This window comes from Paenibacillus sp. FSL R5-0701 (assembly GCF_037973995.1).
GTDB lineage: Bacteria > Bacillota > Bacilli > Paenibacillales > Paenibacillaceae > Paenibacillus.
Map to the genome: position 1 here is coordinate 1309549 of NZ_CP150230.1, position 20137 is coordinate 1329685.

The following is a 20137-nucleotide window of genomic DNA, read 5'->3' on the forward strand; positions in this document are numbered from 1 at the left end:
CAATACAGGACTTTCGACTGATGAACGTTATGGATAGCCCGTTTACAATGGGGCAAGCCCGGGAGAACCAAGCCAGGTTAAAATTCTGTAACATCAGGGGGAACTCGACATCATGAACTGGAAAAAAACGATTGTTACGGCAAGTGTCACAGCAACGATGCTGATGGGAAGTCTGACGACAGGAGCACTAACGGCACAGGTATCGGCAGCTGCTGTTAACAATTCACAAGTAAAAGTAATCTGGGGCGTAAACCTACGCACAACACCTTCTTCTTCTGCGAAGATTGTTCGCATGGTCGCTAAAGGGGAAACGGTAACGGTGCTTCAGCAATCCGGTTCGGATTGGTATAAGATTAAGGATTCTGCTAACCGGACAGGCTACATATCTTCTTCATCCAAATACACACAAGCGATTAGTGGCAGCACAAGCGGATCAGGTTCGAATAGTGGTACATCGGTGACCGGTAATGCATCTGTGGAAAAAGTGATTGCGGCGGGAATGAAATATTTGGGAACACCGTATGAGTTCGGAGCCAGTCGTAACAGCACAGCTACTTTTGACTGTTCCAGCTTTGTACGCCAGGCATTCGTCGATGCACTTGGTATCAAACTTCCAGCGGATTCCCGCAAACAGGGAGCTTATGTAAAAGCCAAGGGTACAGTTCAGACGAACTGGAAAAACCTGAAACGCGGTGATCTGATGTATTTCATGTCGTATAAAGGCAGCTCTGCATCATCGTATTCGGGCGTGAATAAATCTAGCGCAAACATTACGCACACAGGGATTTATCTGGGCAACGGCAAGGTATTACATACGTATTCCAACGCTGGCGGTGGTGTAACCACTAGTGATATCTCCGGCAAACACTGGGAGTATCGCTTCCTGTTTGGTGGCAGTGCGCTGTAGGTTAGAACAAGAACCTTCTTAAATAATCCACGCATGTTCATATGCATACAAAACACCTCCCATTCTGCCTTTGACAGGCGACTGGGAGGTGTTTTGGTGTTGTTTATTATTTTGAAGAACTCAATCGTGATAGTACAGTCGGAACAGGATATCCTGATTGTAGTTGCCGAATCCCTCGCCATATAAGGTAAGCCCGCCTACATGCTGAGCATCTTCCTCCACCGAAAGACGAAGAGTCCATTGGTTGCGTTCGACCGGGATATCTGCGAGTGTAATGTCGGATAGATGTTGTCCATCGATAAACGTACCTTCATTCGTAATTCGCAGCACCTTGAGCATGCCATATTGATTGATACTGTCACTCCACCATTCCGGGGTGAACATGCCGCGTCCGTTGCCTGAATCTCCAGGGCTTGTCCATTCCCCCAATCGAATGCCATTAAGCATAAATGTAATATCCGAGGGCCAATTCGGATTCACCGAAGGGGCTTCTGATCCAATCTCCAGAGATAATTCAATGGCATTGATCTGCTGTCCGGATAAGATATAGTTTGGAATTTTGTACTCCACAAATCCACGGCCAAACCACAGAATATGGGCATGCATCCGCTCAGGGTCGAGAAAATAACGAGGATCATCATACTGTCCGATAACATGATTGGACGTAGCCAGACCACATGTCGGATAGACATCAAAGTGGGTGTAGTGTCCCACAGGTACAGAAACTTCGTGCAGCTTGCGGGCTGTGCCACTTTCCTGCGGCATGGAGATGCCAATCCAGTCTACAGCAAGGCTGTTCATTTTATGTGTGCCGCCGTCTTTACGTATCATTTTGGACTGAATAATGCCCACATCCTGAAGTTTGCGGACATGCATGGTCACGATGGCACTACTCAAACCCAGTGAAGCAGCGAGGTCCTTCACATTCATGGGTGTCTCTGCAACAAGGCGGATGATCTGTAAACGGACTTCACTGGCAAGTGCTTCATATAGGGGTAGCCATTCGGCATCGGTATTAGCTCTGATCACAATTGTTCCTCCATTATATCTGTATAGAATTAAGTTAAACATAAATTCAGTGAAAAGAATAACATTTTGCAAAATTCAGGTTGAAATTAAGGCTATAATCGATTTTAATATAAATATGAACGTTGATCCATAGAATATCAATTAATTTTTATATTAATCTTAGGGAGTTGAAATTCATTATGGAAAAAGCAAAAATGACGGTAGACAAGGATTTTACAATTGGCGTAATTGATAAGCGCTTGTACGGATCATTTATTGAGCATCTGGGACGTGCCGTGTATGGTGGAATATATGAGCCGGGACACCCATCTGCGAACGAACAGGGTTTTCGCACGGATGTGCTGGAGATGGTCAAGGAGTTGAATGTACCGATTGTACGTTATCCTGGGGGTAACTTTGTATCCGGTTACAATTGGGAAGATACAGTAGGACCTGTGTCTGAGCGCAAACGCAGACTTGAACTGGCTTGGAGAACGATTGAAACCAATGAATTTGGCTTCAACGAATTCGTGGATTGGGCGAAACAGGCCAATTCCGAAGTGATGATGGCGGTCAATCTGGGAACACGGGGTACGGATGCAGCTCGTAATATTGTGGAATACAGCAACCATCCGGAAGGTTCGTATTATAGTGATCTTCGCATCAAGCATGGTTATAAAGAGCCTCATGCGATCAAAACATGGTGTCTGGGCAACGAGATGGATGGCCCTTGGCAGATTGGTCACAAAACGGCAGAAGAGTATGGACGGTTAGCTGTGGAAGCGGCAAAAGTCATGAAGTGGACAGATCCGACGATTGAACTGGTAGCCTGTGGAAGTTCAAACCTGAATATGCCATCCTTCCCGGAATGGGAAGCAACGGTGCTGGATCATACGTATGATCACGTGGAGTATCTGTCATTGCATCAATACTACGGCAATCAAGAGCAAGATACGCCAACGTTCCTGGCACGCTCGCTTGAAATGGATCGTTTTATCGATACCGTGAAGGCAACTTGTGATTATATCAAAGCGAAGAAGCGCAGCAAAAAGACGATGTATCTGTCCTTTGACGAGTGGAATGTATGGTATCACTCCAATGAAAATGATTCGAAGATGGACCCATGGCAGATTGCTCCGCCACAGCTTGAGGATATCTACAATCATGAGGATGCACTGCTTGTTGGTTGTATGTTGATCAGTATGCTCAAACATGCGGATCGGGTTAAAATGGCCTGTCTGGCACAACTCGTTAACGTGATTGCGCCGATCATGACAGATACGGGTGGTGGTTCATGGAGACAGACAATCTTCTATCCATTCATGCATACGTCCCTCTTCGGGCGTGGAACAGCATTGGTGCCATTGATCCAGTCTCCAAAATACGATACAAAACAAATCACAGATGTACCTTATCTGGAAGCTATTGCAGTGCATAACGAAGAGCAGGGTGAAGTGACTGTATTTGCAGTCAACCGCCATCTGGAAGAATCCCTTCCGCTCGAAGTGGACCTGCGCAGCTTCGGGAAGTGTACCGTGATCGAGCACATCGTGCTGGAAAGTGATGATCTCAAAGCATCGAATACGGCAGCACAACCAAACCGTGTTGCTCCTCATAATCGCGGGGGTGCAGTTGTATCCGAGACCCTGATTACGGCGAGCTTGGCAAAAGCATCATGGAACGTAATCCGTTTGAAAGTCCAGTAAGGGATAGCATAAAGGCACGGGACACGTGAGAGCGCAATGGAGACATGATGCTCGAGAAGGAAGCCAGCAGTTCAGCGTGTTCCTTCAATCAAAAAAGCTGGGTGCGAGTTCATCGCATCCAGCTTTTTTCGTCACGTGCTACGGTCTCACTTACGCTTTAAACTCAAAACTTTCGCCGTCACGTGGGATGAGCACCTGACCATCCAACTGCTCGGATGCCAGATAAGTCGCAAGATCCGTACGAGACATCACACAATGGTTAATTGCATCCATGTGCACAGCGATGACATGAGCAGACGGCGCATGGCGCTTCACGGCGACAACGTCAGGCCCGTCCATTGTAATGGGATCACCCTCCACGAAGCGTGCACCTCCTGCATTCACGACAATGACTTCAGGCGTATATTGGCGGATGGCCTCAGCAGGTTCTTCACACCAGATCGTATCCCCCGCAATATAGGTGACAGGTTCTCCGTCTGCTTCAAGTACGAAGCCGGACACCTTGCCCATACGTTCACCGATCTCACCTGTGCCATGATGCCCGGATGTACGGGCGAATCGGACAGAGTGATGCTCATGTTTTTCATCTACAGCTGTTACATCCGTGAATCCGGCACCCAGAAATACATTCTCATCCCCAGGCTGGCAGATCAGGGGAATGTCCTTGCGGAATTGCTTCGCTGCTGCTTCATCCCAGTGGTCCAGATGGGTGTGTGTGACAATCAACAGATCCGGACTCAGATAATCCGTTTCGATTTCAGGCAGACCGACTCTCGGGTTACGCAGCTCATTCGGTGTGTTTGGAAATGCAGGCATGACTTCAGCGTCCATCAACATCGGATCAACGAGGATATTCAGCCCTCCGTATTCCAGCCACAGTGTAGCATGGCGAATCAATTGAATTTTCATTATATTTGCACTCCTTCAGGTTGTTTAATAGTATTACCCTATATGGTATACAACCCGTTTGACGTCGTACATAACATGATGAATGGAAACAGGTTGCACTAATTTCACGGTGAAAGGATTGCTGAATAATGAATGAAACGATAGATCACACAGATATACGCATTCTGCAGATCCTGATCCGGGATGCCAAGCGTTCTCATAAAGAAATTGGTGAAGAGGTGCATCTTACAGGGCAGGCTGTTGGTGCAAGGGTGCGTAAGTTGCAAGATCTGGGTGTAATCGAAGGGTACACGGTAAAATGGAACCCCGCACGTATAGGCCTCGGCCTACAGGCTTTTGTCACGGTTTTTCTGAACTCCGGCGACAGACATACCGCCTTTCGTGCATTTACTGCCGAACGTGAGGACATCGTTGAAGTCCACCGTGTGAGCGGGGAAGGCTGTTATCTGATGAGAGTGCAGACCGGCACCACAGAGCAGCTTGGTCAACTGCTGGAAGCATTACTTCCTTACGGCAATTACAAAGTCAGCCTGTCCATAGGTGTAGAGAAATCACAGTGATGTGTGGGAAGCTTGTCCTCATCCATCCCGATGTTCAACGATCCTGCTGCTGTTCCTGTAAAGCCTGCTGAAGCAAAGTCACTGCCTGATTCAGCTCTTTTTTGCTGAGCAGGTGATCGGTCTGAACGTGAGATCGCGTGCCGTCCTTCAGGTACAGGACGAACATGGGTGAGGTGGATAGTAGCCACTTACTACGGGCGGGTGAGGCGAGTTCAACTTTACGAATAAGGCTCCAAGGAATCTTCCGTTTGCCCGTGCTCAACGCATCATCATCCCAAGACAACAAAACAGTGGGAGTTCTGGTTAGTCGAGACAGGAACATGAAGAACAATGGCCCGATCAACCACATACCCAGCACGGCTGCAATGGAATAGTATATGGTCTCCAGTCTTTCGGCTTGTCCGTCCACGATGATCCATAATAAGCTCACGCACAAGAGAAGGAACAGGAAGCATAAACTTCCTTTCCATAGGGCTGTGCTGCGTCGGTAACGAATCTGCTGATGGTCACGCTTGGGTGTTTCGGGTTGTTGCATAGATGTTCCTCCTAATTAACTATGCTGATCGATATGCCAAACGTGCCGCCTGCATAAGCAGAGCGGCATGTTCAACGTTCTCTATCTACTATAACTCAGGTTCATTACCCTGATATAGCTGAATTTTTACCTGCATCACGCGCATGGGTGTACAAGTCTGCATATACACCTTTGGCTGCGATTAGTTCCTGGTGCGGTCCTTCCTCCACAATCTCACCATTCTCCATCACCAGAATTCGATCAGCATGCATCACCGTGGACAGACGATGAGCAATGACAATGGTGGTGCGTCCATGGGATACCGATTCCAGCGCCTGCTGCACAAGCTGTTCCGTGTGTGAGTCCAGATTGGCGGTTGCCTCATCCAGGATGAGCACGCGGGGCTGGAACACCACAATCCGGGCAAATGAGATCAACTGCCGCTCCCCGGCGGACAGTCCGCTTCCGCGTTCGGATAGATGCGTATCATATCCTTGAGGCAAACGTGAAATCATCGCATGTGCTCCGACAAATCGGCAGGCCTCAATTGCCTGCTCTCGCGTAATATCCTCACGAAACATCCTCACATTATCAATAATGGAACCGGAGAACAGGAAGGGTTCCTGTTGAATCAGACCGACGATCCGATGAAGCTTAGCCTGCGGCAGATGCCGGATATCGGTACCATCAATCTCGATACTGCCCTTGTCTACATCATAGAAGCGATTGAGCAGGGAGATCAGTGTGCTTTTGCCAGCGCCTGTTGTGCCCACGATACCTACCATTTCACCCGGGTAGAGGTGCAGGTTCATCTGTTGGATCAAGGGCCGGTCAGCCCGATAACCAAACGACACATCATTAAAATCAATCTGGCCCATCACATTTTGTGGTTCAAGCGAGGAGGCCATCCCGGGTTTGGGATCGGCAACTTCAGGCCGTGTATTCAGAATGTTCCAGATGCGATCCATCGATACGGTCGTGGACTGGAATGTATTCCATTGCATCGTAATCTGGTTAATCGGTTGAAAGAACTGACGAATATAGCTGATAAACGCATATAATACCCCGACTTGCAGGGACTCACCCAGTACGGCGCGACCTCCAAGCCAGACCATCATGACCAGAGCCGCATTGCCAAGGATATCAAACGTCCGGTTGAATATGACATTGGAACGAGCTTGCGCAATGTTGGCTTTTAGATGGAGCGCATTCTGTTCCGAGAAACGTTTCTTCTGTTCTTCCTCCTGGTGAAAAGCCTGAATCAGGAACATGCCGGACAAGTTCTCCGCCGTAAATGCGATCAGACGGGAAAGCCGGGTACGCGCATTTTGATAAGCTTTCCGCAGTCGACTACGGAATAATACCGCAACCACCGCAATGACAGGCAGAACGATCAGGGAGTATGTCGCCAGCACAGGATCAAGTTGGAACATAAAGACGATAATGAGCACCAGCATCATACCATCTCGAATCAGACTGAGTAGTACTTGAGTGAAAAAGCTGCTGATGGTCTCCGTATCACTGGATACGTTTGTGACCAGACTGCCGATATGAAAACGGTCAAAGAAGGACATGGACATCTTGGAGATATGCTTGAACAGGTCCTTTCTGATCCGGGATACAATGTTCTGTCCTACGTGCTGCAACAGATTATTCTGGATATAGGTAAAAATAAAACTGATGACAGCCAGCCCGAGAAAGATGGCTGCGAGCTGAACGAGAAAGCCCACACTGGTCTGGCCCACGGCCAGATGATCATCGATGGCGATCTTCACCAGATAGGGTTGCAGCAGATCTGCCGATATGCCAAGCAGTGAACAGAAGAAGATACCGGCAAAAGCCCATTTATGCGGTTTGGCGTATGCCATCATCGCCTTAAACGAAGTTCGTTTACTCTGATCGTCTTCTGCATCTGGGTGAAGTTCAGCGTTAGCGTTAGACATGATGTAATCCCTCCTCCTGCAAACGGTAGGTGGCCGCATATAATCCCTTGGCAGCCATCAGCTGAGCATGTGTTCCCTGTTCAGCAACTCGCCCTTCATCCAGAACGATAATATCGTCGGCATGACGGACTGCGCTGATGCGGTGAGAGATGATTAATGTAGTCTTGCCCTTGCCGATCTCGCGCAAACTGCGCAGAATACCACTCTCCGTGACGGCATCAACCGCGCTCATACTGTCATCCAGAATAAGTAACTGTGCTTGTTTGATCAGTCCTCTTGCAAGGCTGGTTCGCTGACGTTGTCCACCAGACAAGGTGAGTCCACGTTCGCCAAGCAGTGTATCGAAGCGATCAGGAAAACGGACAATATTGTCATAGATCATGGCTTGCCGTGCACTATGTTCCACCGTATCCAGCGATACTTCCCGGTCGCTGAATGCGATGTTATCCCGGATGGTGGTACTAAACAGGAATCCATCCTGAGGGACATAGGCGATGCGCGTTCTTAGACTTTCCAGCGACAGCTGCCGAATATCGGTACCATTGATGCGAATTGTTCCTTCAGGTGGTTCATATGTACGCAGCAATAGCTTAACGAGGGTACTTTTACCTGAGCCGGTCTTGCCTACAATACCGACCGTTCGCCCGGCACGGATATGGAGTTGAATGTTTTTGAGAGCAGGAGATGAACTGCCTGGATAGGAGAAGGTTAGATTCTCCATGGTGATATCTTGTACGGTTTGGAGCGCTGTGGCTTCAGGGAGTTCACGTACATCCGCTACTTCGCTGAGCAGGTCATTTACCCGCTCCAGTGATGCGCCTGAGCGCTGAACGGTATTAATAACATTGCCGATCTGTTGAAGCGGTCCCATAATAATGCGCAGATATAAGGTTAAGGCGACAAAACTCCCGAGTGTAATAGAATTCTGCATGGTCATAATACCTCCGACAAGAAGGGAAACAACCAATGAGATCGCTCCCAGCAGCGGGAGCATTGCCTGAAACAGGGAAGACAGGCGGACAAGCCGCAGCTGTTTGCTTTTGATCGCATCGACGGTGGTTCCAAAACGTTCACGGGCACTGTCTTCGATGGCAAATGTCTTGGTTACGCGAATACCACCCAGTTGTTCTTCTGCGGACTCCGTCATGGTCGCAAGGGCCTCTTGTACGTCACGAGAGCGCTTGCGAATTCGCGGACCGAAAAACACGACCAGAAATGGAATCGCCAACAAGGGCACAACACTGATCAGAATGAGCGTCAGTGGAATCCCGCTAAGCAGCATCATGACTATGCAGGATAACAGCAGGAAAGTAGCATTGGTCATAAGCGTTACGCCATTGGATATCGCTTCACGGACGGAAGTCACGTCATTCATGACATAACTGAGCAGCTTTCCGTTTCCCTGTTTGGAGAAATAGTGCTCACTAAGTTCGGAAAACTTACTGAATATACGCTCACGTGTCATGAATTCGAAGCGTCGACCCAGCTTCATAATCATGAATTGCCCGGTACCGAACAGCAGATTATACCCGATGGCAATAGCCAGAAGGGACAGGCTGTACCTTACGACCGTCTGCATCTGAAGAGAGTTCTGCATCAACTGATCCGTGAAGCTGCCGAGTATGCGGGGCAGGGATGCTTGCCCGACATTGGAGGCGATGATCAGAAGAACAGCAACCAGATAAACAGGCCAGTTCGACACAACATAACCGCGAAGTAATCCTTTCTTGGACATAAGCGTTGTTCTCCTTTTGTTATAGGTGAAGTCAGTTCAGGCAGGTGGAGTCAAGAAAAGGGCCGACACCTGTTATTAGCGCGTCGTGCCCTCTTACTGTATGCGATCCAGTTCGTTGTTTATCCGTCATCCGATGGATTTCTCTATTCTTATTTTTGCGCTAATCCGATGGGATGTCAACGAAGCCAGTTAGCAATAGCAGGTGGCCCCGATTAGTGACAGCGGAGAAGAGTTGTATGCCGTGTTCTCGTGTTGTATTCACCAGATGTCGAAATTACTGAAACATTTTCTAGGGATACCCCGTCTGTAGGAATGAAGAGGTAACAAATAGGCTTTACTAAACATATGGAGGTGCCAGGAAATGAAACATAAAAGAGGATTGGCTGCAACACTTGCGCTCTGCGTTTCTTTGACAGCAGGAGGTGCATCGGTACTCGCGTTTTCAGATGTGAAAGATGAAGGGCAGAAGTCGGTTGTCGATTCATTGAAATCAAAAGGCATTGTTAACGGAGTAACAGCGGATCTGTTCCGTCCAGATCTTGCATTGTCCGAGCCACAGGGTGTTCAACTGATTGTGAATGCATTTGGTCTGAAAAATGAATTTGCGGAAGCATCCGCTCAGAATAAAATCAGTCCGGACACTTGGTATGCTGACGCTGTTCAAGCCGCTACTCAGAATGGACTGTCCATTCCGGTTGAAGTGAACCCGCAGGGCAAGATGACGCGTGAACTGTTTGTCATTTTGCTACATGAAGGGATTAACACAACCGGGAATTATCCGGTCATCATGAAGTATAATCTTGTTAAGGACGAAAATAAAATCGGTAAGGACGCCATATCTGCAGTCCAGAACCTGCTGAACATGAACATCATTGAACTGGATAAGGACGGTAACTTCCGTCCAGATCAGTCGCTTACCCGTATGGAGGCTGCAAGCATGATCTTCAATGCACTTGAATTTGTGGATAAACACGGCAATGGCGGCTCGGCAGAGCCAGCTCCAACTAATCCAGGTGAAGGCCAACAAGCGATTGTACCTGAAGTAACAACGACGAAGGTTGATGACAAAACAACCAAAGTTAAACTCAGTGCTGAAATGCCACACCCTGGTTATGGATTGAAGATTGATGATGTAAAATTGGAGAAGGATGGACGCGCTATCGTGCTTTACTCCATTATTCAACCTGATCCAGACATGATGTATCCGATGGTTATCACAAATGTGACCGCAGAAACGGATATCCCAACGGGATATACGGCAGAAGCTCAACCTTCTGGTAAGTAAATTCACTGCAAACCATACAAACTAAACGCTGATTAAACGGATATGTATCCTCAAACCCACCTTCCATATATGTATGGAAGGTGGGTTTTTCATTTGAGTTGAAGTGAACATCTCAGTCGGGTTACATGACAACTTTTCTTTTGTATGATAATTTAAATTACACTTTATGAAGTTTTATAAATCATTTGTGTTATGTTTATTAACATAAATATATAATCTATGAAATATATAATGGGTATTTGTTAAGGTTATATAGCTAAATTGTGTTATCGTAGCGGCTTACATTATGGTCTTTTTCCAAATAACTCACCGGACCCAGTTTACAAGCCTTGTGCAAAATCTACATATACGACTCGATATTCCCAGTGTTTACAGGCATTCATGTATCCTATAGGCAAAGATAAAAACAACATATATACGAAAGAGGGAGGAGAATTATAAAATAAGGGCAAGCCAATTACTGGCATGTAATATGCGATAGGTATATGGAAGATAATATTACACTTCGATTTAACATTTAAGTGGCTTTCCCTGCAGTATGTGCGTTTAGACATGAACACCCTGGTCAGGTAAGTATGTGGGTTTTGACTTTAAGGCCTGTTTTCTAACCTCCGTTTAGATCTAACATCTTTCCAAGTTCGTAGGATACAACTCCAAATGACATCTAAAGGAGGGATAAGGGTCAAATTCTACATGTTTTACTTCCCCAAAATGACAATGACAAGCTGATAACAAAAGTGTAAACCCCCGTTATAACAGTATATTCCGTGATTTTAAGAGTGAAGATAGAAATGGCATATTTACGAATTAGAGAATGATCCATAAACTCAGTATGTAAGCGTTACCAAATAGGAAGGGGAACAGAGTTGCTCGTCATGGAAACGGTTCGGAAATCCTTCCTTATATTTAAACAGGTGTGCTGGGCTCTTCCTCACAAACGGCCGGATTTTCATTATAAAAGGAGGAAACAACTGATGCAGCTAAATGGGGAGTCTCCCTCGACGCAAAACTTAGCGGTAAACACGATTCCGAACAGCAAGAAAAATAAATTATGGAGAAGGATGATTCGAAACTGGGAGTTGTATTTGTTTATCGCGCCAGCCTTTCTATATTTTCTGATATTTCATTATGGTCCGATGTACGGCATACAAATTGCATTTAAAAACTTTATCCCAACGCTTGGTGTCACGGGAAGCCCATGGGTCGGATTCGATCATTTCATCCGTTTCTTCAATTCTTATTATTTCTGGGATTTACTATGGAATACTCTTAGCATCAGCTTGTATGAGCTGGCTATAGGTTTTCCGCTGCCGATTATTCTGGCGTTAGCGTTCAATGAAGTAAAGGACTCCTTTTTCAAACGTACCGTACAGACCGTCACGTATGCACCGCATTTTATTTCGGTCGTTGTCATGTCGGGGATGATCATTACCTTTTTATCACCATCGTCAGGCATGATTGTCAATTTGGTACAGGCCCTTGGATTTCAGTCACCTCAATTCCTGACGGACCCTGCGTGGTTCAAGACAGTGTATGTTCTGTCAGGAGTCTGGCAAAGTGCAGGCTGGGGCACCATTATATACCTTGCCGCTCTATCGGGTGTGGACCCGCAACTGCATGAAGCGGCTGTGGTAGATGGTGCGAGCCGGTTTAAACGGATTTTGCATATTAACATTCCAGCGATCATCCCTACAATCACCATCTTGTTAATTCTGAATATGGGCAGTATTCTGGGCGTCGGATTCGAGAAAATCCTGTTGCTGCAAAATCCGCTGAACATGGGCTCGTCCGATGTCATCTCAACATTTGTCTATCGGTCCGGTCTGGTCGATGCGCAGTACAGTTTCTCTACGGCGGTGGGATTGTTCAACTCCGTAGTGAATGCAATTCTGCTTATTACCGTGAATCAGATTGCACGCCGCACCAGTGAAAACAGCCTATGGTAAAAGGAGGGAATACACATGTCATCCGCTGTGAAAGAAAGCAGAAGTGATAAATTGTTCTTATTGTGCAATTACATCTATCTGACGGTAGCGCTCGTCATTGTGCTGTATCCGCTGTTATACATCATCAGTGCTTCAATCAGTGATCCCAAATATGTAGCCTCCGGTGAGATGTGGCTGCTACCCAAAGGCATTACTTTTGAAGGTTATGCCCGGGTGTTTGAGAACACCAACATCTGGATTGGGTACAAAAACACGATCATCTATACCGTTGTAGGCACCATCGTTAACCTGATTGTTACACTACCCGCAGCCTATGCGCTCAGCCGCTCGGACTTTGTGGGACGTGGATTCTTCATGGCGATGTTTATGGTAACGATGTTCTTCGGCGGAGGGCTTGTCCCAAGTTACCTGCTCGTTAAGGATCTTGGTATGGTGAACAGCATGTGGGCACTTATTCTGCCTGGAGCTGCATCCATATGGAATATTATCGTATGCCGGACGTTCTTCCAATCGACCATTCCCAAGGAGTTACAGGAAGCGGCGCATATTGATGGGTGTACCAACACCCGGTTGTTCATCAAGATTGTGCTCCCGCTTTCCATGCCAATCATTGCAGTGATGGCGCTCTTCTATGGAGTCGGACACTGGAACAGCTATTTTAGTGCCATGATCTATCTGAATGATTCTTCCAAGTACCCGCTGCAGCTCTTTCTGCGCCAGATTCTGGTGCTTCAGGAAATGGCGGCTCAAGGGGGAGGCGCTATCGATACGTCTTCAGCAACGGCGATGAATACCAAAGCGGAGATCGCTGCACTGGTTAAATATGCCGTCATTATTGTTGCCACCCTTCCGGTTATTGCAGTCTATCCGTTCCTACAGCGTTACTTTGTACAGGGTGTTATGATCGGTTCCGTTAAGGGATGATCTTAATCCATATACCACATTAAACAAGGGGAGTTGTTGTCATGAAAAAGCTTCGTAAGGCTTCATCCATTACACTCTGTCTCACCTTATTCGCAACATTGCTTGCAGCTTGTGGTTCAACCAATGAAGACGGAAGCACGACCTCCAAAGTAGAAGGGGTCAAAAAAGAAGGTTTCCCCATTGTAGACAAAACACTAACGTTGAAGGTCATGTCCCAGGATGCGGGCGTAGCCGACTGGAGCACCATGCCTGTGCTGCAAGAAATGGAGAAACTGTCGGGCATCAAGCTGGAGTACCAGCTCTCACCAATCGATAGCTTTGAAACGAAGAAAAATCTGGTTTTCGCGAGCGGGGACTTGCCAGATATGTTCTATGCTGCAGACCTCAAGCCAGCTGAGCAGGTGACTTATGGTAGCCAGGGCATTCTGATTCCGTTGGAAAAATACATTGACGAAGGTTATGCACCCAATATCAAAAAGATCCTCGATGAGAACCCGGATGTCCGCAAATCATTTACAACACCTGATGGGCATATGTATGCACTCCCATTCATTGATAAAGCGGCCGTGTGGTATAGAGGCCCAATGTGGTACAACGGGGAATTCTTGAAGGCACTTAACGTAGAAGAGCCCAAGACTACGGAAGAATTGTATACGTATCTTAAGCGTGTAAAAGAAGAAGACCCTAATGGCAATGGCCAGCAAGATGAAATACCGCTTACTTCTGTAAAACTGGATGATCTTCGCATGTTTTTCTTCGGCTTCTGGGGAATGTACAACGAAGGCATCTATTCCGATAAAGACGGAAAAGTTCACTATCCTTATCAAGAAGAAGGCTACAAAGGTTATCTTACATTCATGAACCGCTTGTGGAAGGAAGACTTGCTGGATCACGAGACCTTCTCTCAAACAGGTGATCAGAAAAAAGCTAAAGGTGAAAGCAACAAACTTGCACTGTTCAACGATTACCATCCATACTTCACGCTTGGTGGTGAACCTAGCACGGATCATCCGCTGATGACACCCGTGAAGAGCGAGGTGGCAGACTCTCCAGTGTACGGCAAGCATCCGGGGATGTCGGCTCGCGGTACCTTTGCTATTACAAGCAGCAACCCGTCACCCGAGGCGACGATGCGATGGATCGATTACTTATACAGCTATGAAGGTGCGACACTGTTCAATCAAGGTCCAGAAGGTGTGCTGTGGAAATTCAAAGACAAGGAAAATCACGTGAAAGAGTGGCTCCCTGTTCCTGGCGGCGGTGATCGTGAGGAATACCGGGGTAAAATCACGCCGAACTTTGGTATCCTGACACCGGGTATTAATGATCCGGATGTAGCGAAGGGGCTACGCACCGAATTTGATGAGTGGATTGACCAGCAGAATCAAGAGAAGTTGGTACCTATCGGAAAAGCACCATTTCCTAACGTTTATCTGACGAATGAAGAGCAAAGCGAAGCAACCGCTCTATTGTCTGACCTGGATACGTACGTCAAACAGATGGAAGCGAAGTTTGTGACCGGTCAGGAACCGCTTGAGAACTGGGATAAGTACACTGCACAGATGAAGAAAATGGGCAGTGACCGTATCATCGAACTGTATCAGGGGGCATATGACCGCTGGAATACTGGAGAATGACCTAAAGATTTTTCACAGATAAGGACTCTCGAAAGAGGTGTGGACAGCTATGCAGAAATGGTTTGAAGAAGCCAAGCTGGGGATATTCATCCACTATGGCATCTATGCTGTAGACGGGGTTGCGGAATCATGGTCCTTCTATAACGGAAGGGTGTCCTATGAAGATTATATGAAGCAGTTGGACGGTTTTACGGCATCGGAATTCAACGCGGAGAAGTGGGCCGACTTGATTGAAAAGTCTGGAGCTCGGTATGCCGTATTAACAACGAAGCATCATGACGGCGTTGCGTTATGGGATACGCAATATAGTGACCTCAATGTTGTCAAACAGACACCAGCGAATCGTGACATTGTGAAGGAATATGCGGAAGCGATTCGGGAAAAGGGCATTCATCTGGGGATGTATTACTCACTGATTGATTGGTCACACCCGGATTATCCTAGCGTGTATGAAGGTGGAAAAGTACCCGAGGATCTCAGCAGAGTCAACCGGCATTCAAGTCCTGTGGACGGCGTTCAGGATCAGGTAAAGTGGCAGAAGTTCCTGCAATTCAATAACCACCAACTGGGAGAGATTTTAACAAATTACGGAAAGGTGGATCTGCTGTGGTTTGATGGGGACTGGGAACGGAGTGCCCAGCAGTGGAATCTGCCGGAGTTCAAGCGTTACCTGCAATCTTTCAATCCGGATATTATCATTAACTCCCGTCTGCAGGGTTATGGGGATTACAAAACGCCTGAGCAAGGCATTCCGATCACAAGACCGGAGGGACCCTGGGAATTCTGCACCACGATCAACACATCATGGGGTTATGTGCCAACCGATCATAAATACAAATCGTTAAATCAGATCATTCGAATGTTCTGTGACTGCATTTCGATGGGCGGTAATATGTTGCTGGATATCGGTCCGCGTGAAGATGGCACCATCGATCAGAGGCAGGAGGATATTCTGCTTGGGCTGGGAGCATGGATCCGAACCCATGAAGAGGCCGTCTTCGGTACGGGTGAAGGCATTATGCCTCGCTATTATCTGGGGGGAAGCACCGTATCCGAGGATCGAAAGACGCTGTATCTGTTTGTGTATGACGATCCAAAAGAGAATGTGTGCATCAAGGGTCTCTGCAATCCGATCAAGAAAATTACCGTGCTACATTCGGGCAAAGAGCTGAATCATGAGATTCATGGGGGCGTGCCTTGGTTCAATGTCCCGGGGACAACGTGGATCAAGATGACCCCGGAGGACACGCATGAACAGGTGACCGTTCATAAGCTTGAATTCGATGAGGAGCTGGAAATGTACGGCGGCTCTGGAGCTGTTGTCACCCATAACTAACCATTACGGGGAGGGTGTGTGCTGGTAGAGGCATGCCCTCCCCTACGAATTGGAGAGAGTGAGATGAACAGAAGTGGAGTGCCAGAACCCAGGATTGAGTATGCTCCCAAACATTATATATGCAAGCGTGCGCAGGAACCGTTGGTGTTAGACGGTCGTGTGGATAAGGCATTTTGGAATGCGGCTCATTGGACGGAGGATTTCGTTGATATCGAAGGTGATCTTCGTCCGAAGCCAGAGAAACAGACACGGGTAAAAATGCTGTGGGATGACGACTATTTCTATTTTGCTGCCGAGCTGATTGAAGATCAGATCTGGGCTACCCTGACTGAACGTGATTCCGTTATTTTTTATGACAATGACTTTGAAATTTTCATCGATCCCGACGGGGATTCCCATCAATATTATGAGTTCGAGATCAATGCGCTCAATACGGTATGGGACCTGTTATTAGTGAAGCCTTATCGGGATGGTGGGCCTCCGGTTAACGGTTGGGATATCAACGGTCTCAAGACGGCCGTATATATCGATGGGGAACTGAACAGACCTGGTGCAGAGAACCGGAAATGGAGCGTGGAAGTTGCGATTCCCTGGGCCAGTCTAAAGGAATGTGCCGAAGGAAACCGTCCACCTGCGCCGGGTGAGTTCTGGCGTGTCAACTTCTCGCGTGTGGAGTGGCAAACCGAGGTACAGGACGGTGAGTACCGCAAGGTGCTGAATCCAGATACGGGTAAACCTTATCCGGAGGACAACTGGGTGTGGTCACCTATGGGGATTATCAATATGCATTACCCGGAGTTATGGGGTTATGTTGTATTCTCGGATGACGGAACGGATCATTCGTTTGAGTTGACGGAAGACGAACGAATCAAATGGGAGCTTCGCAAGCTCTATTACCGTGAACGCAATTATTATGAAACCCATGGTGAATTTACACAGGATGTGAAGCTGCTTATGGGTGAGGAATCGTGGAGCTGTGAGCCTGTTATTGAAACGACCCGCAGCCTGTTCCAGATTACTGCGCCATCTTCGGACGGAACGGCCTTGATCTGTATTCGGGAAGACGGAAAGCTGTGGAAGGAGTGAGAACGCTATGACCAGCCAAACCTTGGTATTTTCCCTTGATGCACAGTCATTGGAGAGGATCGAGCAGAAGTTCCAGGAGAAGGTACGTTTTGCAGAGGCCCGCAAATCGGAATTGTTTCATGTTTTTCAGCAGGAGCTAACGCAAGAAGAGACATGGGCACTGAAGTATGTCTATGCCTATATGCCGGTAAACGACATGGCTGATTATAACGGGGAAATGTTCTTAAGTCATGTGCGCCGAGCTTTGGACACCCGCAAACGTGTGCCTTGGGGAGAACGCGTTCCTGATCATTTGTTCCTTCATTTTGTACTGCCTTATCGCATAAATACGGAGAATATTGAAGATTTCCGCGGTTTGATATATGACGAATTAGCCGAGCGGACAGCGAAGTTATCCATGGCGGATGCCATTCTGGAGACCAATTACTGGTGTCATGAGAAAGCGACCTATATTGGCAGCGATCTGCGTACGATATCACCGCTGACGATGATCCGAAATGCTCGTGGCCGATGCGGCGAAGAATCCACGCTGGCGGTGGCCGCTCTTCGCAGCATTGGCATACCTGCCCGTCAGGTCTACACACCGCGCTGGGCTCACTGTGACAGTAACCATGCTTGGGTAGAAGCCTGGGCAGATGGTCAATGGTACTACATCGGGGCATGCGAGCCTGAAGCCCGTCTGAACCAAGGGTGGTTCAGCCCGCCAGCCCGCAGGGCCATGCTGATTAATACGAGGATCTATGCCGACTATCCCGGACCGGAGGATATAACGCTCTCCGAAAAGGGATATACGGAAATTAATTTGCTTGAGAACTATGCGCCTACGCGAGTCATTGATGTGAAGGTGAAAAATGAGCAGGGAGAGCCCGTTCCGGAAGCGAGCGTCCGCTTTGAGCTGTACAATTCGGCTGAATTCTATCCGATTGCCGAAATCAGGACGGACGCACAAGGGGAAGCTGCTTTTAAGACAGGCTATGGCGACCTTTTGATTCGTGCGGTCAGCGGCGGCAAGTGGAGTGAAATCCTATACAAGGCTCAGGACAGCGATCATGTTGAGCTAGTGTTGAACTCGTCAGAGCAGCCATCAGGGATCGTGGATTTTGATATGGTTCCCCCTCCGGAAGGGGAGGGAGAAGTAGTGACTGCATTACCGGAAGAGAAGATCCGGGATCACAACCGCCGCCTGGAGGAAGGCACGAAGATTCGGAGTGGATATGAGGGTACATTCCTGAGTGAGGAAGAGGCGTTTGCTTTGGCTCGTTCGGCTGGACTGCCTTCGGAACGGGTATGGGACATTCTACGGAAGGCACGAGGGAACAGTCGCGAAATCGCAGCTTTTCTGGAGGAACGTTCCAATGCATATGGTGAGTGGCCGCTCCGGTTGTTGGAGTCGATGAATGAAAAAGATTTAATGGATACCTTTCGTCAGACGCTGGACGATCATCTGATCGGTGCGCTCTCGCAGCAAGGGTCATGGGCGGAAGATACGTTCGTGAGCTACATCTTGTGCCCGCGGATTTCCTATGAAATGCTGACCCCTTATCGAGGTGTATTCCAGAATGCCTTTTCGGCAGATGAAGCGGCAACTTTCAGGGAGAATCCCTCGCTAATTGCCCAAATACTGGAACAGCAATATGAATACTATGAAGATCTTCCCAATCTAAAAGGCAAAGGGAATCCAATAGGGACGTATAGTCTAATGAAGGGAGACTCTCAGTCGCTGGATATTTTGTTTGTGGCTGTATGTCGCAGTTTGGGTATTCCGGCCCGATTACATCCGAGCGCACAGAAACCACAGTATCTAAGTGACAGAGGCTGGGAGGATGCAGTATTTAGTCTCACCTCACCTCTAACTCAGGAGAGCAGAAGCTGGGGAATGCTCCAACTTCATAGGGATATAAAAGCTCCACAGGATACACCTGCAGCATCCTATTTCGAAAACTTCTCGTTTGCCCGTCTGGAGGATGGCGTCTACAAGACGTTGATATATCCTTATGGCAGCACGAATGTCTATAGCGAGCCATACGAGATTGAAGCAGGAGCTTATCGCTTAACGACAGGCATTCGTCTGAAAGATGGAACGGCAAAAGTACGCTTTGTTTACTTTACCGTGAGCGCCGGAGATACCACTGAAGTTGTATTGTCTTATCGTGAGAATGAGGTTGATATTCCTGTACTGGGTAAACTGGCACCAGGAAGTAATCTGACCCGTCTGGATGGCTCAGAGGCAGAACTGGAGGAACTTCTGGGATCGGAGGGTGCCATTGCTGCCTGGATTGAGCCGGAGAGGGAACCGAGCAAACATCTGATTCGTGAACTGTGCGAGCTGGCAGAGCCGCTGGATAAGCTGGGTATACCAATCGTACTCATAATCGGAGATGCAGAATGGAACGCTGCCTTTGACCCTGCTGGTTATCCAAAGCTGCCTGTACGTACGGTTTTTGTACGAGATTCCAGTTATGCTTCCTTGTCCGGCTTCAATTCGAAGCCTGCAGCTCACGAAGCGGGTTATCCACATCTATTTGTACTGGATACTCAGCATCAAATCCGTTATACGGCTTCCGGTTACAAGATCGGTACGGGAAAGGAAGCCTTGCAGATAGCTGCTGCGATATCTCAATCATCGAACGGATTGGAGTGA

The 20137-nt window shown here is 47.8% G+C and carries 15 protein-coding genes; 10 read left to right on the forward strand and 5 right to left on the reverse strand.

Annotated elements, in window-relative coordinates:
- Positions 1-112: 112 nt before the first annotated feature.
- The gene (locus tag MKZ13_RS05870) at positions 113-907 is read left to right on the forward strand and encodes an SH3 domain-containing C40 family peptidase (protein ID WP_339182562.1); all 795 of its coding nucleotides are present in this window, start codon (positions 113-115) and stop codon (positions 905-907) included.
- Between the two features lie 120 nt (positions 908-1027).
- Here MKZ13_RS05870 and MKZ13_RS05875 read toward each other — a convergent pair whose 3' ends face one another.
- Positions 1028-1936, reverse strand: a complete 909-nt coding sequence (locus tag MKZ13_RS05875; RefSeq protein WP_221819037.1) for an ArsR family transcriptional regulator — start codon at positions 1934-1936, stop codon at positions 1028-1030.
- Positions 1937-2115: 179 nt separating this feature from the next.
- Between MKZ13_RS05875 and MKZ13_RS05880 the strand changes: the two genes are divergently transcribed.
- Positions 2116-3621 (forward strand): alpha-N-arabinofuranosidase, encoded by a 1506-nt coding sequence (locus MKZ13_RS05880; protein ID WP_221819038.1) that lies wholly within the window; start codon positions 2116-2118, stop codon positions 3619-3621.
- A gap of 150 nt (positions 3622-3771) precedes the next feature.
- Here MKZ13_RS05880 and MKZ13_RS05885 read toward each other — a convergent pair whose 3' ends face one another.
- Positions 3772-4530: an MBL fold metallo-hydrolase gene (locus tag MKZ13_RS05885; RefSeq protein ID WP_339182566.1), complete on the reverse strand. Its 759-nt coding sequence runs from the start codon at positions 4528-4530 to the stop codon at positions 3772-3774.
- 128 nt (positions 4531-4658) lie between these two features.
- On the opposite strand from MKZ13_RS05885, the gene MKZ13_RS05890 reads away from it, so the two are divergent.
- Positions 4659-5090: an Lrp/AsnC family transcriptional regulator gene (locus MKZ13_RS05890; RefSeq protein ID WP_339182568.1), complete on the forward strand. Its 432-nt coding sequence runs from the start codon at positions 4659-4661 to the stop codon at positions 5088-5090.
- Positions 5091-5124: 34 nt separating this feature from the next.
- On the opposite strand, the gene MKZ13_RS05895 is transcribed toward MKZ13_RS05890, so the two are convergent.
- The 3 genes from MKZ13_RS05895 to MKZ13_RS05905 form a co-directional block, all read right to left on the reverse strand.
- A complete protein-coding gene (locus MKZ13_RS05895; RefSeq protein ID WP_339182570.1) occupies positions 5125-5625 on the reverse strand; it encodes a hypothetical protein in 501 nt (166 codons plus the stop codon).
- Between the two features lie 104 nt (positions 5626-5729).
- The gene (locus MKZ13_RS05900; protein WP_339182572.1) at positions 5730-7547 is read right to left on the reverse strand and encodes an ABC transporter ATP-binding protein; all 1818 of its coding nucleotides are present in this window, start codon (positions 7545-7547) and stop codon (positions 5730-5732) included.
- Positions 7540-9282 carry an ABC transporter ATP-binding protein gene (locus MKZ13_RS05905; protein WP_339182574.1) on the reverse strand — a complete coding sequence of 581 codons (1743 nt, stop codon included), beginning with the start codon at positions 9280-9282 and terminating at the stop codon, positions 7540-7542. The genes MKZ13_RS05900 and MKZ13_RS05905 overlap by 8 nt, the downstream gene beginning before the upstream one ends.
- A gap of 361 nt (positions 9283-9643) precedes the next feature.
- Between MKZ13_RS05905 and MKZ13_RS05910 the strand changes: the two genes are divergently transcribed.
- The 7 genes from MKZ13_RS05910 (at position 9644) to MKZ13_RS05940 (ending at position 20137) form a co-directional block, all read left to right on the forward strand.
- Positions 9644-10567 carry an S-layer homology domain-containing protein gene (locus MKZ13_RS05910; RefSeq protein ID WP_336759222.1) on the forward strand — a complete coding sequence of 308 codons (924 nt, stop codon included), beginning with the start codon at positions 9644-9646 and terminating at the stop codon, positions 10565-10567.
- Between the two features lie 974 nt (positions 10568-11541).
- Positions 11542-12513 (forward strand): ABC transporter permease subunit, encoded by a 972-nt coding sequence (locus MKZ13_RS05915; RefSeq protein ID WP_339182578.1) that lies wholly within the window; start codon positions 11542-11544, stop codon positions 12511-12513.
- A gap of 15 nt (positions 12514-12528) precedes the next feature.
- Positions 12529-13437, forward strand: a complete 909-nt coding sequence (locus tag MKZ13_RS05920; protein WP_036668765.1) for a carbohydrate ABC transporter permease — start codon at positions 12529-12531, stop codon at positions 13435-13437.
- Between the two features lie 41 nt (positions 13438-13478).
- Positions 13479-15074 (forward strand): extracellular solute-binding protein, encoded by a 1596-nt coding sequence (locus tag MKZ13_RS05925; protein WP_336759224.1) that lies wholly within the window; start codon positions 13479-13481, stop codon positions 15072-15074.
- A 49-nt stretch (positions 15075-15123) separates the two neighbouring features.
- Positions 15124-16410, forward strand: coding sequence for an alpha-L-fucosidase (locus MKZ13_RS05930; RefSeq protein ID WP_339182581.1), 1287 nt, complete (start codon positions 15124-15126; stop codon positions 16408-16410).
- A 63-nt stretch (positions 16411-16473) separates the two neighbouring features.
- Positions 16474-17496, forward strand: a complete 1023-nt coding sequence (locus MKZ13_RS05935; protein WP_339182583.1) for a carbohydrate-binding family 9-like protein — start codon at positions 16474-16476, stop codon at positions 17494-17496.
- A 7-nt stretch (positions 17497-17503) separates the two neighbouring features.
- Positions 17504-20137 carry a transglutaminase domain-containing protein gene (locus MKZ13_RS05940; RefSeq protein ID WP_339182585.1) on the forward strand — a complete coding sequence of 878 codons (2634 nt, stop codon included), beginning with the start codon at positions 17504-17506 and terminating at the stop codon, positions 20135-20137.